General features: G+C 68.5%; 11 protein-coding genes. 2 read left to right on the top strand and 9 right to left on the bottom strand.

Translation table 11 applies throughout. The features are described from left to right. Positions 1 to 7 precede the first annotated feature (7 nt). Positions 8 to 2,932, bottom strand: a complete 2,925-nt coding sequence (locus BKA15_RS29820; protein WP_179757199.1) for a Na+/H+ antiporter subunit A — start codon at positions 2,930 to 2,932, stop codon at positions 8 to 10. 182 nt (positions 2,933 to 3,114) lie between these two features. Here BKA15_RS29820 and BKA15_RS29815 point away from each other — a divergent pair, with 182 nt between their 5' ends. Beyond that, positions 3,115 to 4,086, top strand: coding sequence for an aldo/keto reductase (locus BKA15_RS29815; protein ID WP_179757197.1), 972 nt, complete (start codon positions 3,115 to 3,117; stop codon positions 4,084 to 4,086). Here BKA15_RS29815 and BKA15_RS29810 read toward each other — a convergent pair. From BKA15_RS29810 to BKA15_RS29780, 7 genes are all read right to left on the bottom strand, one after another. Then, positions 4,074 to 4,931, bottom strand: coding sequence for a glycosyl hydrolase family 18 protein (locus BKA15_RS29810; RefSeq protein ID WP_179757195.1), 858 nt, complete (start codon positions 4,929 to 4,931; stop codon positions 4,074 to 4,076). The two genes, BKA15_RS29815 and BKA15_RS29810, sit on opposite strands and share 13 nt — an antisense overlap. Next, the gene (locus BKA15_RS29805; RefSeq protein ID WP_179757193.1) at positions 4,928 to 6,652 is read right to left on the bottom strand and encodes an ABC transporter substrate-binding protein; all 1,725 of its coding nucleotides are present in this window, start codon (positions 6,650 to 6,652) and stop codon (positions 4,928 to 4,930) included. The genes BKA15_RS29810 and BKA15_RS29805 overlap by 4 nt, the downstream gene beginning before the upstream one ends. Before the next feature lie 35 nt (positions 6,653 to 6,687). Beyond that, positions 6,688 to 7,728 carry an ABC transporter ATP-binding protein gene (locus tag BKA15_RS29800; RefSeq protein WP_179757191.1) on the bottom strand — a complete coding sequence of 347 codons (1,041 nt, stop codon included), beginning with the start codon at positions 7,726 to 7,728 and terminating at the stop codon, positions 6,688 to 6,690. Beyond that, complete coding sequence (locus BKA15_RS29795) at positions 7,725 to 8,741, bottom strand: ABC transporter ATP-binding protein (RefSeq protein ID WP_179757189.1); 1,017 nt, start codon at positions 8,739 to 8,741, stop codon at positions 7,725 to 7,727. Before BKA15_RS29795 ends, BKA15_RS29800 begins: the two co-directional genes overlap by 4 nt. Further along, positions 8,738 to 9,661 carry an ABC transporter permease gene (locus tag BKA15_RS29790; protein ID WP_179757187.1) on the bottom strand — a complete coding sequence of 308 codons (924 nt, stop codon included), beginning with the start codon at positions 9,659 to 9,661 and terminating at the stop codon, positions 8,738 to 8,740. Before BKA15_RS29790 ends, BKA15_RS29795 begins: the two co-directional genes overlap by 4 nt. A 5-nt stretch (positions 9,662 to 9,666) precedes the next feature. Continuing rightward, a complete protein-coding gene (locus BKA15_RS29785) occupies positions 9,667 to 10,779 on the bottom strand; it encodes an ABC transporter permease (protein WP_246323320.1) in 1,113 nt (370 codons plus the stop codon). A gap of 69 nt (positions 10,780 to 10,848) precedes the next feature. After that, positions 10,849 to 11,871, bottom strand: a complete 1,023-nt coding sequence (locus BKA15_RS29780) for a LacI family DNA-binding transcriptional regulator (protein WP_179757183.1) — start codon at positions 11,869 to 11,871, stop codon at positions 10,849 to 10,851. A gap of 103 nt (positions 11,872 to 11,974) precedes the next feature. On the opposite strand from BKA15_RS29780, the gene BKA15_RS29775 reads away from it, so the two are divergent. Beyond that, the gene (locus BKA15_RS29775; RefSeq protein ID WP_179757181.1) at positions 11,975 to 13,339 is read left to right on the top strand and encodes an amidohydrolase family protein; all 1,365 of its coding nucleotides are present in this window, start codon (positions 11,975 to 11,977) and stop codon (positions 13,337 to 13,339) included. 46 nt (positions 13,340 to 13,385) lie between these two features. Here the strand turns inward: BKA15_RS29775 and BKA15_RS29770 are convergent, their stop codons facing one another. Next, a complete protein-coding gene (locus BKA15_RS29770; RefSeq protein WP_179757179.1) occupies positions 13,386 to 15,917 on the bottom strand; it encodes an ATP-binding protein in 2,532 nt (843 codons plus the stop codon). Positions 15,918 to 15,925 lie beyond the last annotated feature (8 nt).

Here is a 15,925-nt window from a genome sequence, read left to right as displayed (position 1 = left end):
ATCGGGTTCATCGCGCCGCACTCGATCCGGCCGCGGTGGTCGCGCCGAGCGGTGCCGGCGTGCGGTCCTGTTCCTCGTGCTGATCGATCCCGGAGCCGAGGCTGCGGGCCAGGTCCAACATCATGCCGATCACCACCAGATAGACCCCGACGTCGAAGAACACCGAGGTGACCAGGTGCGGATTTCCCAACCATGGCACGGCGATCGAGATGTCGTAGCTCTGCCCGATCCGGCCGCCGACGGCGATCGGAGCAACGGTGCTCAGCCCGGCGATGATCAGGCCGATGCCCAGCAGCCGCCCGGCGTCGACCGGTGCGGCCTCGTCCAGCTCGTGCCGGCCGCCGACCAGGTAACGGATCACCAGGGCCATCCCGGCCACCATGCCGCCGGCGAACCCGCCGCCGGGCGCATTGTGCCCGACCAGCAGCAGGTACACCGAGGTGACCATCATGGTGCCGAACAGCAGCCGGGTGACCACCTCGAAGATCAACGACCGCTTCAGGGGGGACAGCGTGACCCCGCCGCGCAGCCAGACCATGCTGCGCCCGTTGCCGTTCAGCCGGTTGCGGCGCCCGCCGCGCGGACCGGCCAGGCGGGTCAGGTCGATGTTCCTGGTCCGGATGAAGATCAGGCTGGCCACCCCGGTCGCGGCCACCACGAGCACCGAGATCTCGCCCATCGTGTCCCAGGCCCGGATGTCGACCAGGGTGACGTTGACGATGTTGAGCCCGTACCCGAAATCCTTGGCGGCCTCCGGGAACGCCGTCGACACCGGGATCGCGATCCGGGAGCCGCTGGCCACGAAGGCGATCGCGGCGATCACGAAGCCGACCGCGGCGGCGATCGCGAGCCGCCACCAGCGACTGGAATGCAGCGGCCGGTTGGTGAAGTACTTCGGCAACTTGCGCAGCACCAGCACGAAGACGACCAGGATCACGGTCTCGATCAGGATCTGGGTCAGGGCCAGATCCGGCGCACCGTGCAGCAGGAAGAGCAGCGCGACGCCGTAACCGGTGACACCGACCAGGATCACCGCCTTCATCCGGCCGCGCGCGGTGGCCGCGCCGAACGCCGCGATGATCATCACGGCGGCGACCAGCACCTGGCCCGGCGAGTCGGCGATCCGGAACCCGGACGGGAAGTCGGTCATGATCAACAACACGCCGCCCGGCGCGCAGACCAGGACCAGCATGATCGCGCCGAGATAGATCGGCAGCGAGCCCCGCTGGGTCACGGCCGTCGTCTCGACGGCGACCCGGTCCAGGCCGCGCATCAGCCACTGGTAGGTCTCCTGGGCGTCCGGCACCCGCGGCAAGGTGGCCTGGATCCGGCCGATCCACTCCCGATGCCGGAACATCAGGAAGCCGACCAGCAGGACCAGCGCCGACATCAGCAGCGGCGGCGTGAACCCGTGCCAGAGCGCGATCCCGTGGCTCTCGTGGCCGGTCGGCACCGTGGCCGCGACCGGCTCGAGGACGGCGGTCAGCTGCGGGCCGAGGAAGCCGCCCACCAGTGAGGCGGCGGCCAGGATCAGCGGTGCCGCGGCGAACCCGGCCGGGATCCGGCGGCAGCGGGTCGGCTCCGGATCGCCCGGCTCGTCCGGCAGCGCCTTCGTCGCGAACGTCCCCCAGAGGAACCGCAGCGAATAGGCGACGGTCAGCGACGAGCCGACCAGGATCGCGGCGATCAGCAGCAGCGCGGGCAGCTTCGGGATGCCGACGCCGTCGCCGTCCGCCAGGTACGTCAGCGACTCGAACGCCGCCTCCTTGGTGACGAAGCCGATCAAGGGCGGCACCGCGGCCATCGACGCCGAGGCCAGCCCGGCGGTGACCGCGATCACCGGTAGCGAACGGCCGAGCCCGGACAGCCGGCGGATGTCGCGGCTGCCGGCCGAGCGGTCCACGATCCCGACGATCAGGAACAGCGCGGCCTTGAACAGGGCGTGCGAGATGATCATGGCGACGCCGGCCAGCTCGGCCGACCGGGTGCCGAGACCGCACATGAAGACCAGGAAGCCCAGCTGGCTGACGGTTCCGTACGCCAGTAGCACCTTGATGTCGTACTGCCGCAAGGCTCGCCAGGCGCCGACGATCATGGTCACCGCACCCAGGGTGAGCACGATCGGCCGCCAGCCCGGCTGGCCGGCGAAGGTCGGCGCCAACAGGGCGACCAGATAGACGCCGGCCTTCACCATGGCCGCCGCATGCAGGTAGGCACTGATCGGGGTTGGCGCCGCCATCGCGCCGGGCAGCCAGAAATGGAACGGGACCAGGGCGGACTTCGACAGCGCACCGACCAAGATCAGGATCACGGCGGCGACGATCACCGGCGAGGCCAGCTGCAGGTCCGCCCGGGACAGGATCTCCGAGATCGAGAACGTACCGGACGTGACGGCCAGCATGATGATCCCGGTCAGCATCGCCAGGCCGCCGAACGTGGTCACGATCAGGGCGTTCAGGGCGGCCCGCCGGTTGGCGCTGCGGGTCGGCTTGTGCCCGATCAGCAGGTAGGAGAAGACCGTGGTCAGCTCCCAGAACACGTACAGGACGATCAGGTCGTCGGCCGTGACGAGCCCGAGCATCGCCCCGGCGAACGCCGTCAGCACCGCACTGGTCCGGGGTGCCGGATCCTCGTCCGCGAAGTACCAGCGGCAGTAGAACAGGACCAGGGCGCCGACCGCGGAGACGATCAGTCCGAGCACCCATTGCAGGATGCCGAGCCGGAACGAGAGGTCGATCCCGAGCGCCGGAATCCACGGCAACGACTCGGTCGGCGCCGCGCCGGCGAGCACCGCGGGCCCCTGCAGGCCGAGCCAGATCGCCGTCGCCAGCGGAGGCAGCGCGAGCACGAAATAGGCGCGACAGCGCAGCCACCTGGCCAGCAGGGGCGCGAGCATGGCAACGCCGAAGTGCACGGCGATGAGGAGCGTCACTCGGACCTCTCGTCGTCACGGTTTCGTTAGGTGGACGGTACCGGCAACGCCCGTGCGACAAGGAACAACACACGACGGAAGCGAGCCGGGTTTCGGAATTCTATCCGACCGGGTCGGCCGCCTCCCCGGCGACCGGGACGCCCGCTGCCGGCGCCGGTCCGGGCGGACTACTGTCAGTGGCCATGCAGTTCACACAGCTCGGCCGAACCGGCCTCAAGGTGTCCCGCCTGTGCCTCGGCACGATGAACTTCGGCCCGCAGACCCCGGAGCCGGACGCACACCGGATCATGGACTCGGCCCACGACAACGAGATCAACTTCTTCGACACCGCCAACGGGTACGGCGGCCCCGATCACCGCGGCCGGACCGAGGAGATCATCGGCCGCTGGTTCGCCACCGGCGGCGGCCGCCGCGAGCGCACCGTGCTCGCCACCAAGGTGTACGGCGACATGGGTCCCTGGCCCAACGAGGGCAAGCTCTCCGCGCTGAACATCCGGCGCGCCCTGGACGCCAGCCTGAGGCGGCTGCAGACCGACTACGTCGACCTCTACCAGTTCCACCACATCGACCGGAACACGCCGTGGGAGGAGATCTGGCAGGCCGTCGAGGTCGCCGTCCAGCAGGGCAAACTGCTCTACAGCGGCAGCTCCAACTTCGCCGGCTGGCACATCACCCAGGCGCAGGAGGCCGCGAACCGGCGCGGCTATCTCGGCCTGGTCAGTGAGCAGTCGCTGTACAACCTGGTCCAGCGCAGCATCGAGCTCGAGGTGATCCCGGCCGCGCAGCACTACGGCATCGGGATCATCCCGTGGTCCCCGCTGCACGGCGGCCTGCTCGGCGGCGTGATCAAGAAGCACAACGAGGGTGTCCGCCGGCTCGAGGGCCGGTCCGCTCAGGCGGTCGAGGAGAAGCGCGAACAGCTCACCGCGTACGAGGACCTGGCCACCGAGCTCGGCCACGAGCCCGGTGATCTTGCCCTGGCCTGGCTGCTGCACCAGCCGGCCGTGACGGCGCCGATCATCGGCCCGCGGATCCAGGAGCAGCTCGACGGCGCCCTGCGCGCCGTGGAGATCACGCTCGACCAGGCGACGCTGGACCGCCTGGACGAGCTCTTCCCGGGCCACAAGACGGCCCCGGAGGACTACGCCTGGTGATCGCTCGTCGCCCGGGGCCCGGGCGTCATCGCGTCGGCCATCAGGTCGATCCAGCGCCAGGGCTCCGAGCGACCGCCGGGTAGCGCCCGGAAGTACTCCCACACGTCCACGCCGCCGAACTCCGGATAGCGCTGCGTCAGGTCCCGCACGGACTCGGCCACCCGTTCCACGTCGACGTAGCCGTGCCCGTCCGCCGGGTTCCCGATCATGCCCAGCACGACCTTGTCCGGCGGATAGACACCCCGCTCGATGATCTTGCCGTAGTCGGCCGGATCGGCGGCTGACCCGAACCCGCTGTAGAACTGCGCGTTCACCCAGGCGATCTCGTTGCCGCGCTCCCGGTAGAGCTGCTCGTAGTCGAAGCCGGACAGGTTCGCGCCGCCGGCCAGCGCGCTGGCCACCGGCGCCAGGATGATCGCGAAGTCCGGGCCGAAGTCGGCGCGCAGGGCGTCGATCAGGGCGATCACGCCGGCCAGCGACATGTCCTGTTCCACGTCGATGTCGATCCCGTCGAACTCGTACCGGATCAGGAAATCGCGCAGCGGCGGGTAGTAGCGGGCCAGCCCGGTGCCGTCGAGCTTGTCGGTCGTGCCCGGCGCCCAGCCGCCCACCATCGCCAGCACCGGCACACCGGCCGCCCGCACCCGCGACAGTTCCGCCCAGAGCCGATCATGGTACGGATCGTCATGATCATGATCGTTCAGCACGATCCGGCCGTCGTCGGCGATGTGGACGGCGGCGATGATCAACTGGGTCAGCCGGCCGGACGCGATCATCGGCTGCAGTTCGACGAAGTCCGCCCCGGTGCCGTGCGACTGGTGGTAGACCATCAACCGCCGCGTCATGGGTTCTTCGGGGTCGACGGGGTCATGGCGAGGATGGTCTGGATCGGATCCTGGTAGTTGTCCAGCGACGGAACGTACGGCTGACCGATCTCCGGCATCCCGTCCCACTTCCGGCTGGACCACATGACCTGGTAGCCGGTGCCCTCGGTGGCGATGAACGGCGCCTCGGCCTGGGCCTGCTCGGCGATCACTCCGGCGAGCGGTTTGGTGCCCTCGAAGTCGCCCGGATCGACGTCCTGCAACCCGTACGCGGCATCGGAGACCTGGGCGTTCTTCCAGCGTCCGTAGTTCACCGACGGCGACTCGGCACCGATCGCGACCGTGTTCTGCACCGAGTAGCCCTGGTAGGCGAAGTACATCGAGGTGCCGCCGGCCACGGTGCCGAAGAACAGCGGATACTCCCCCTTCGAGGCCGCCTTGTTGAAGACGGTCTCGGCGGGCGTCTGGATCTTCACGCTCAGGCCGAGCACCTCCTTCCACTGGGAGACGAAGATCGGCCCCGCCTGCATGTCCTGATCATTCGAGACGTTGATGTAGAGCGTGATCGGGAACTCCTTGCCGTCCTTCTCCAGGTTCCCGGCCGGGTTCACCGTGAAGCCGCTGGCGGCCAGGCTCGCCTTCGCCGCCTCGACATCCTGCTGCTGCGGCTGGGACGTCTCCGGGGTCAGCATCGGCGCGTACATGGTCGGGTCGAGCCCCGCCGGAGTCGGGATCGTGTAGCCGACGGCGGCCGCGTCCCGGGCCTTGGTCGGGTCGATGGCGCTCCGCATCGCCTTGCGTACTTCGAGATTGTCGAAGGGAGCCACGGTGTGGTTGAAGATCACGCCGTAGCCGCCGCCGTTGGGATAGAAGCGGTAGTGGTTGTTCTGCGGGTCGGGCTGGACGAAGTCGGTCAGGACTCCGGCCGCCGAGCCGACCGTCCAGTCGATCTCGCCCCGGCTCAGTTGAGCCTGCCGGGCGCCGACGCTGGCGCCGGGGATGATGTGCACCTCCTTGACGCCCTGGCTCGGCCCGCCCCAGTAGTCGTCGCGCAACTCGTACTTGATGATCTCCGGCTTGAAGTCCTTGACCCGGAACGGCCCGGTGCCGACCGGCTCGAGATTCTGGTCCTTGTCCACGTTCTTCTTCGACCAGATGTGTTCGGGGAAGATCGGATACCAGGCGGCGAAGTTCAGCACCTGCTGGCGATCAGGCTCGTTGAACTGGATCACGGCCGTGTACGGATCCGGGGTTTGCACCTTCGAGGCGACCCAGCACTTGTAGTCCCACTCGCCGTCCTCACCCTTCTCCCGGTCGGTGCAGGCGTCGCCGATTGCCCGGTCATAGGTCCACTTCACGTCCTTGGAGGTGAACTCGACACCGTCGGACCACTTCACGCCCTTGCGCAGGTGATAGACGAGTTGCTTGCCGCCGTCCTTCATCTCGTACGACTCCGCCAGGGCCGGGGTCAGCTTGCCCGGTTGGGCCTTGTCGAGTCCCAGCAGCGTTTCGTACAGCAGCGTCATGCCGGGCGCGACGCCCTTGCCGCCGACCGCCCAGAAGTTCCAGTTCTTGACGAACTGGTTCGACTCGCCGACCCCGGGATTGGTGTTCAGCGCGATCGTCATGATCCCGTCGTTGGTGGCCTCGGCCGGCTTGTTGCCGAAGCTGCCGCCGGAACAGGCGCCTAGCGCGAACAGTGCAGCCGCGGCGACGACGGCCCATCCCTTCTTGATCTTCATGGCACTCCTTCGTGTCGTTTGTCGAGTCGGTTCGGTCAGATTTCGATCTTGGTTCGGTTCGGCCGGGCGTCGTCGGTGAGGTGGAGCCAGCAGGCGACGGACCGGCCGCCGACGTCGACCAGCGGCGGCCGCTCGTCGGCGCACAGGTTCATCGCCCGCGGACAGCGGGTGGCGAACCGGCAGCCCGGCAGGTCGACCGCGACGTCCACCGGCTCGGTCTCCTCCGAGTCCTCTTCGTCGCCCGATCCGATCGACTGATTTCCCTTGTAGTGTTGGGGATTCGGAGCCGACTGGAGCAACAGCCAGGTGTACGGATGGAGTGGCTCGGCGATCAGCTCCTCGGTCGGCGCCTGCTCGACGATCTCGCCGGCGTACATCACGGCGATCACGTCGCTCAGGTAACGGGCACTCGCGATGTCGTGGGTGATGTACAGCATCGCCAGGTCTTCTTGATCACGCAGGTCGGCGAGCAGGTTGAGGACGTCCAGCCGGATCGACGCGTCCAGCATCGAGGTCGGCTCGTCGGCGAGCAGCACGGCCGGATTCATCGCCAGCGCGCGGGCGATGGCCACCCGTTGCCGCTGCCCGCCGGACAGGTCGCTCGGATAGCGCTGGGCATAGTCGTCCGGCGGGGTCAGGCTCACCTTCTCCAACGCCTCGTGGACACGGGTGATCACGTCCGACCGGGTCCGCGCGCCGGTGTGCAGCCGGACCGCCCGGCCGATGATGTGCCGCAGCGTCTTCAGGTGGTTCAACGATCCGAACGGGTCCTGGAAGATCATCTGGACCTCGGCGTAGTACGCCGCCCGGCCGCGCCGGTCCCGCCGCACCGGCTCGCCCTGGAACCTGATCTCGCCCCGGGTCGGCCGGTACAGCAGCGAGAACAGCCGGGCCAGGGTCGTCTTGCCGGATCCGCTCTCCCCCACGACGGCGATGATCTGCCGGCGGAACAGCCGCAGCGACACGTCGCGGATCGCCCGGATCCGGGTGCGGTGCCCGGTGCTCGACTTGCCGACGAACTCCTGGCTGACCCCGACCGCCTCGAGCACCGGGACGTCGCCCGCCGGACATTTCATGATCGTTCCTCCGGGTCGTCGACCGCGACGTGGCAGGCCACCGACCCGTCGCCGAGCTCCGTCAGTTCCGGCCGGACATCGGCGCAGCGGTCGATCCGGAGCCGGCAGCGCGGCTGGAACGCGCACCCGGCGGGCAGCTGCAGCAGGTTCGGCGGCGTGCCCGCGATCCCGGTCAGCCGGCGCACCGGTTCGGTCAGCGGCGGGAAGGAGTCCCGCAGGCCTCGGGTGTACGGGTGCCGGGGCCGCCGGTAGACCCGTTCCGCGGTGCCGACCTCGACGATCCGGCCGCCGTACATGATCGCGATCCGGTCGGCGATCTCCAGCAGCAGCGAGAGATCATGGGTCACGAAGATCACCGCGAAGCCGAGGCGCCGCTGCAGGCGCAACACCTGGTTCAGGATCCGGCGCTGCATCACGACGTCGACCGCCGTCGTCGGTTCGTCCATCACGACCAACTCCGGATCGCAGGCCATCGCCAGCGCAATCAGGGAGCGCTGCTGCATCCCGCCGGACAGCTGATGGGGATAGTGGTTCATGTAGTCCGGCGCAATGCCGACCATGGCCAGCAGTGCGGCGATCCGCTGCCGCAGTTCGGCCTTCCCGAGCCGCGGATTCTTCACCTTCAGGACGTCGGCGAACTGGGCCCGGAGCCGCAGCACCGGGTTCAGGCACGCCATCGCCGACTGCATCACCACCGAGATCTCGCTCCAGCGCAGCCCGGCCAACTCGGGCTCCTCGAGCTCCACCAGGTCGACCGGTGTCGCAGCCCGGGAGCCGTGATACAGCACCTGGCCACCGACCGTGACGGCCGGGATCCGTTGCAGGCGGGTGATCGCGGTCAACAGGGTCGACTTGCCCGACGCGGACTCACCGGCGACGCCGATGATCTCGCCGCGGTTGATGGTCAGGTTGATGTCGCTGCAGGCCGGGACCCGTCCGCGTTCGGTGAGGTACGCGACGCTCAGGCCCCGCAACTCCAGCAGACGGGTGGTCGTTGTCTCAGTGATCGTCATCCGGTCACCTCCAGAGCCGGCCGGGACGCCCGGCGCTTCCGTCGTTCCGCCAGGAACCGCCGGACGATCGCGGCACGCTTCGAGCTGAGCGCCGGGTTGGTCACCTCGTCCAGGCCGAAGTTGATCAAGGCGGTGGCGAAGCCGAGCAGCGCGATGGCGAGGCCCGGCGGACCGAACCACCACCACAGCCCGCGGAACAACGCGTTCTGGCCGGAGGCGAGATTGATCTCGGTGCCCCAGCTGTACTCGCTGGCGTTGCCGATGCCGAGGAACGCCATCCCCGACTGGGCGAAGATCCCGGCCACGAAGGCACTCAGGAAGAGGCTGGAGGCCAGGCCGTTGAGGTGCGGGGCGAGCTCGACCAGCACGATCCGCCAGGGCTTCTCGCCGATCGTCCGCAGCGCCGCCGTGAAGTCGCGGCCGCGCAACGACATCGCCTGGGCCCGGATCGACCGCGCGGTGCCGGGCCATTCGAAGACTCCGATGATCACCGACACCATGACCCAGTTCAGGTCGCGGAACGCCGCCGCGATCATCAGCAGGACGACGAACGACGGCATGGTCAGGAAGATGTTGATCACGGCATTGATCACGGCATCGACGGCGCCGCCGAGATAGCCCGCCGTGATCCCGACGATGAGCGCGATGCCGGTCGCGATCAGCGCCGACGTCAGGCCGACCAGCAGCGAGCCCCGGGTGCCGAGCACGATCCGGAGCAGGACGTCCTGACCGCTCGCCGTCGTACCGAGCCAGTGCTCGGCGCTCGGCGGCGCGGCCAGCCTGGTCGTGTCGACGATCAGCGGATCCATGCCGAGCACGTCCATCATCAGCCAGGGACCGATGAACCCGACGGCGAACATGGCGACGAAGATCGCCAGCCCGACCCGGACCTTGGTGATCGACAGGAATCGGCGCAACACGGTGATCAGGCCTCCTCTCGGGTGCGCGGGTCCAGCAGCACGTAGACCGAGTCGGCCAGCAGGTTGAAGATCAGTGTGCTCAGCGTCGCCATCAGGAACAGCGTCTGCATCAGCGGGAAGTCCCGGTTGAAGATCGCCTTGTTGAACAACAGCCCGACGCCCGGATAGGCGAACGTCGTCTCGATGAACACGATCGCCATGAGGATCCCGCCGAAGGCCTGCGCCAGCCCGGTGACGTTGGGCAGCATCGCGTTCCGGGCCGCGTAGCGGAACAGGATGTCCCGGGCCGGCAGCCCCTTGGCCCGGGCCAGCACCACGAAGTCCTCGTTGCCGGTGTTGATCATCATGTTGCGCATCGCGAACATCCAGCCGGCGAAGCCGAGCACCAGGGTGACGAACAGCGGCAGCACGGCATGGTAGGCCGCGTCGGGCAGGAAGGCGGGATCGCTGAGGCTCGGTTCGACGTCCCGGCCGTACGCACCCTGGGCCGGGAAGTAGGAGTTCCGGTAGGCGAAGTACCAGATGAAGACCAGGGCCAGCCAGTACGACGGGATCGAGTGGAAGAACATGATCACCGGGGTCAGCACCGAGTCGGCCTTCGAGCCCGGCCGCCAGCCGATCACGGCCCCGCCGGCGGTGCCGATCACCCAGCCGCCGATCACCACGACGAAGCCGAGGACCATGGTCCAGGGCAGGGCCTGGACGATCAACTCGGTGACCGGGGTGGGATAGCTGGACGTGGAGAGCCCGAAGTTGCCGCGCGCCAGCTCGCCGAGGTACTGGCCGAAGGCGAGCAGGAGGTTCTCGTCCGGATCGCCGTACAGGATCTTCAGACTGCGCAGTTCGAACCCGCTCGGCGGCCGGCCGGTCGCATTGATCGTGGCCTGGATATAGTCCCGGACCGGGTCGCCCGGCATCAGCCGGGGCAGGAAGAAGTTCAGCACCGTCGCGACGACCGCGACGCCGAGATAGATCACCACCCGGCGACCGAGGTAGCCGACGGCGCCCAGCAACGGCGCGGCGGTGCGGGCCGGCCGTGCCTCGGCGGCGGGCACCAGTCGGCTGCGGTCCAACGGGGCGCGGGGATCGACGGTCGTTTCAAGATCGGAAACGGCCATCACGATCGCCTCCCTGCGCCCGGTGTCGGCCGCTCGGCCCCGACGGGATGGAGGCTAACCTTAAGCGCCTTAGTTGGTCAATCGTTTCACAGCACTGCTCGCACGAATCAGTAGCTCGGGGTCCAACTCGGCGCTGGTAGCGGGAGCTCCGGACCGGCCGAGCAACCGAAGTACGGCGTCCGACGTGTGCCGGCCCAACTGCTGAGCCGACCGGTCCAGGGCGGTGATCTGTGGCGTCGACAGCCGGCAGATCGGGCCGTCCTCCCAGGACACGACCGCGATGTCATCGGGCACCCGGAGACCAGCCTCGGTGATCGCCGAGATCCCCGCCAGGGCAAGGATCTCGTTGTCGAACACGATCGCGGTCGGCGGCCGCTTCCGGCGCAGCAGGGCCCGCGTCGCCCGGTAGCCTGCCTGCTCGGTGTAGTCGGTCCGGGCCAGTGCCGTCTGGATCCCGGCCCGGCGCCCCTCGGCCGACAGGGAGCTGCGGCGCAGCTGGGCATGATCAAGTTCGTCCGGGCCGCCGACGTGCCCGATGCACCGGTGGCCCCGGTCGACCAGATGCGCGACGATCCGGTGCATCGCCGCCGCGTCGTCGACGGAGACCGTGGCGTGGCCCGGCGGCGCGTACGGACCGGCGACCAGCACCGCCGGGCAGCCGATCGCGGCCAGCGCGTCCGGCCGCGGATCGTCCCTGATCAGGTTGAGGACCACGACCGCGTCCACCCGGCGCTCGTTCCACCACCGGCGGTAGACCTGAACCTCCTCGGCCACTGCCGGCACGATCTGCAGGACCAGGGCCGTCGACTCGCTCTCCAGCGCGGTCGAGAGCCCGGCGATGAACTGGATGAAGAAGCTCTCGCCGCTGGTGCTGTTGTCGTCCCGGCAGAGCACGAGTCCGACGGCATGGGCGTTCGCGTCGGCCAACGCTCTGGCCGCCGCGTGGGGCCGCCAGTTCAGTTCCTCGGCGACGGCGCGGACCCGGCTCCGCAGCTCGTCCGACACGCCGGGCTTTCCGTTCAGGGCAAAGGAAACCGCCGCCTCCGAGATACCCAGCCGCTCGGCGATGTCACGCATTCGGCTCCGCGCCACGGACCCACTCCTCATCCTCGGGGCAGCTGGTCGGCCCCTGCCGCATCCTAATCCAGGGGCCGACCGCGATAGCCTGCTCGCCAGCCTCGAGGAACGGAGTCCCATGCCCGACACCACGGTCCTGCAGCACGCAACGTTGATCGACGGCACCGGAGCCGTCCCGGTCGACGACGCGACGATCGTGATCATGAACGGCAGGATCGAGGCCGCTGGACCGGCCGGCTCCGTGGCGATTCCGGAGGGTGTGACGGTTCGCGACCTCACCGGCGCCCACGTCATCCCGGGACTGATGGACGCCAACATCCACCTGGTCTCCGCCCGGACCCCGGACACCCTGCTGGAGTACGAAGGACGCTACGACCAGCTCGCCCACGAGGCGGCCGAGCTGGCGCTCAAGTACGGGCTGACGACGGTGTTCGACACCTGGGGCCCAGCGGCGTCCCTGGTGGCCGCGCGCGACGCGATCAACGCGGGCGAGCGGATCGGCTCCCGGTTCTTCTGTGCGGGCAACATCATCGGCCTGGACGGGCCGATGTCGCAGGACTTCTTCAAGACCGGGCTCACGTTCGAGCCGGCGACGATCAAGCGCATCAATGATCACTGGGAGTACGGCTGCGGTACCAGGCTGGTGCAGCTGACCATCGACCAGATCGGCGAGGCGATCGCCGACTACATCGATGCCACCGGCGTCGACTTCATCAAGTACGCCGCGTCGGATCACCGTACCGAGGGCTTCCTGCTGTTCTCCGAGCAGGCGCAGCGGCGGATCGTCGAGGTGTGCCACGAGAAGGGACGGCTCGTCCAGGCGCACACGACGACGGTCGAGTCGCTGCGGATGGAGGTCGAGGCGGGTGCCGATCTGCTCCAGCATCCCGACCAGACCGGTGAGACGCCGATCCCGGAGAAGCTGATGGCGGAGATCGTCGAGAAGCAGCTGCCCTGCATGGCGCTGATGGTCACCGAGGACTACCTGGGATGGTTGGACGGGGCGCGGCCCGACTACGGCAGGAGCCGGCGGACGGCCCAGCAGAACCAGCGTGCGTTCATCGAGCAGGGTGCCCGGGTCCTGCTGACCACCGACGCATTCGCGTACGGGCAGCGGGTCAAGAACCACGCCGGATTCCGGCCCGGCATCCTCGAGGACACCGTGCCCGACATGCCGACCCAGATCGGCCGCGGCCACTTCCTGTGGATCAAGGCGGCCTGGGAACTCGGCCTGGCCCCGATGGAGATCCTCCGTTCGGCCACGGCCTACATCGCCGAGGCGTACGGCAAGGAAGATCATTACGGCACCGTGACCCCGGGCAAGATCGCCGACCTCGTGATCTTGGACGCCGACCCGCTGGCGGCACCGGAGAACTACGGCAGGATCCGCGAAGTGATCAAGGACGGTGTCGCGGTCGACCGTGACGCGCTCGGCGCCGACCGCCTGCTCGCCGACGATCCGGGTGAGTACCGGCCCCGCTGACGTACGCTGAGCCGGAAGTTGATCATCTCCGCCTGACGGCCGCGGATCAGGCGAACAGCCGCTCGGAACCCTGGCCCAGGGTCTCGGCCCGCTCCCGCTTCCGGGCCTCGACGTCCTCCGGGTTGGTCGAGGCGAGCCGGTGGAACTCGTCGGTGAGCCGGATCTCGGTGGGTACGGCGCGCGAGTCGAGGTCCTGGTAGATGAAGATCGAACCGCGCAGGACCTGGGAGTTCCGCGGACTCTTCAGGGCGTGCATCGAGTCCCAGTTGGGCTGCTCGCCGGTGTGCGAGTCGCCGCCGAGGGTGCCGGGCAGCATGATCCGTGCCTTGTAGCGATCCGGGTTCAGGCCGGCGATCCGGCAGGCCGCGATCGCCTCGTCCTCGTCCTCCAGCGGGCCGATCGCGAGCCGCGAGATGTAGCCCTTCAAGCCGGCTTCCAGCGCATCCGTGACCCGCTGGGTGAACAACAGCGGCAGCACCCGCTGGGACCGGGCCAGCCGGCCCAGCCGCTCCACCTCGGCCGCCCCCGCACCGAGGAACATCCACGCCTCGTCCAGCGACACGAAACCGCCGCCGCGGGACCGCAGCGCCGCCGCGGAGCCGAACACCATCATCCGGACCAGCGCCAGCGCGGTCCGCTGCCCCAGCCCGTCCGGCGCCTGTCCGGCCAGCGGCACGTTCAGGTGGTTGTCGCCGACCATGATCAACGTGATGCCCTCGGCCACCGTGAGCGCCTGGGACTGCGGGTCCGTACCGCAGAGCGCGGAGAAGGTGGCCGAGTTGCGCGCCTCGGACAGCACCCGCCTGATCATGTCCTCCGGAAGATGATCAAGCTCGCGGTCGGCGATCGCCAGCGCCTCGCCGATACAGGTGGCACCCTGTTCGACCCCGTACCGCAGCGCCTCGCCGAGCGGTTGCTCCACCCGGGCCTTGGCCGAGCTGTCGCCCCAGACGTTGATCGACAACAGCATCGAACTGGCCAGCTCGACCCCGACCTCGGTACTCGCCGAGAACCGGATCGGGTCGAAGATCCCATCCGCAGAACGGATGTCGTCCAACCGGATCGTCTGTCCGCCGCAGGCCTCGACCACCGCCGAGTGATCAGAACCCTGCTTCGGATCGATGATCACGCCCGACTCGCCGCCGCGGGCCCACTGGTCGGCGAGGTTCAGCAGCAGCATCGTCTTGCCGGAGCCGGTCGAGGCGGCACAGAGGAACAGCGGCAGCTTGTCCTTGGCCGACGCGGCCTTCGGTGACAGCCAGGCCGGCTGCCGGTCCCGTTCGGTGAACCCGACCAGCGCACCGTCCTTGTCGCCGACGAAGGACAGTGAGGTCATCCCCGATGCGGCGATCACCTGGACCGGGATGTCGTGCAGCTTCGGATTCGCCCGCACGTTGGAGCACAGCCAGGTCTCCGCCATCGCACCGGGCTGCAGCAGCGTCATCGGCGCCAACCGGATCGGGTTGCTGGCGGAGTTGAACGTGTCCAGGCTCTTGATCCCGGAGAACGCCACCAGAGCGCTGGCGTCGATCAAGGACGGGTTCGCACCACCCTTGCCGTAATGATCTTCGACCTGGCCGAGCTTCATCAGCATCTCGTCCTGCTCGCTGCGAGACAGCTGGCCCTGCTTGCGTCGGTCCTCGATGTCGCGGATGAACCGCTTCCGCTGCGTCCGCAGCTGATTCCGGGTCATCTTGGCCGGCTCCACCAGGCCACGGACCGACACCGCGATGGCGCCCTCGTCGATCACGGTCGACACCCAGTGGGCCACCGGATCGGTCGGCGAGTCGAAGTCGAAGTCGAACTCGGTCACCGACGCGTACGTCACCGCACTCTGGCCCGGTACCGCCTCGAGCGCCTCACAGTTCTCGGTGCCGACGATCTCGGCGATCCGCATCGAGTCCGGCGAGTGGAACACGTGCATGTGTTCGAGATGGTTCAGCCGCGGCGTGGCCGGCGTCTCGCCCAGATTCCAGTACGCATCCGCGAGTTTGAGCTGCTCCGGCCGCGGCACGATCAGGCCGCATCGGGCCAACGCCGCATCGACCCGCGCGTAGTCCTCGTCGAAGTCGGCCAGCGGGATCAGGCCGTCCTTGAAGAACGCCGCGAGCGAATCGATCCGGTCCCGGAAACCGCCACCGCCACCGACCTTGTCGTTGAGCTGTACGCCGAACAGCAGCAGCCGGTTGTCGATCGGTTCCTCGCCGAATCCCTTGTTGAGATACGCCCCCAGCGGATGGGTCCAGGGAAGGTGGAAGTTCTCCTGGATGTTGAGCAGCAGCGCGTGCGTCCGCCGATAGGACGAACGCGCCGTGTAGCGGCGGTTGGACGACGCGTCGACCAGCCCGGCCAGCTCGACATAGGCCCGGAACAGCGGCGTCATGGCGTCCATCGCGGCCTTGTCGTCCCGCGCATCGACGACCGGCTTCAACGGCACCGAGCGATACAGCCAGACACTGCCGTCCATGCTCGACCTGCAGCGTCCGCCGGGATAGGTGGGTCCGAGCGTCGTGTAGTAGGTCGGCTTGGTGGACAGCTGATTCAAGGTCGCGCCCCGGCGCTGGTTGCGATTCGCCATGATCAACG

The organism is Microlunatus parietis, assembly GCF_013407955.1.
GTDB lineage: Bacteria > Actinomycetota > Actinomycetes > Propionibacteriales > Propionibacteriaceae > Microlunatus > Microlunatus parietis.
Note: the sequence above shows the minus strand (reverse complement) of the source record. Positions and strands in the feature narration are given on the sequence as shown.

Coding starts and splice junctions, on each gene's coding strand:
- BKA15_RS29815 (WP_179757197.1), top strand. CDS start 3,115: ATGCAGTTCACACAGCTCGGCCGAACCGGCCTCAAGGTGTCCCGCCTG.
- BKA15_RS29800 (WP_179757191.1), bottom strand. CDS start 7,728: ATGAAATGTCCGGCGGGCGACGTCCCGGTGCTCGAGGCGGTCGGGGTC.
- BKA15_RS29795 (WP_179757189.1), bottom strand. CDS start 8,741: ATGACGATCACTGAGACAACGACCACCCGTCTGCTGGAGTTGCGGGGC.
- BKA15_RS29770 (WP_179757179.1), bottom strand. CDS start 15,917: ATGGCGAATCGCAACCAGCGCCGGGGCGCGACCTTGAATCAGCTGTCC.
- BKA15_RS29805 (WP_179757193.1), bottom strand. CDS start 6,652: ATGAAGATCAAGAAGGGATGGGCCGTCGTCGCCGCGGCTGCACTGTTC.
- BKA15_RS29775 (WP_179757181.1), top strand. CDS start 11,975: ATGCCCGACACCACGGTCCTGCAGCACGCAACGTTGATCGACGGCACC.
- BKA15_RS29810 (WP_179757195.1), bottom strand. CDS start 4,931: ATGACGCGGCGGTTGATGGTCTACCACCAGTCGCACGGCACCGGGGCG.
- BKA15_RS29785 (WP_246323320.1), bottom strand. CDS start 10,779: ATGGCCGTTTCCGATCTTGAAACGACCGTCGATCCCCGCGCCCCGTTG.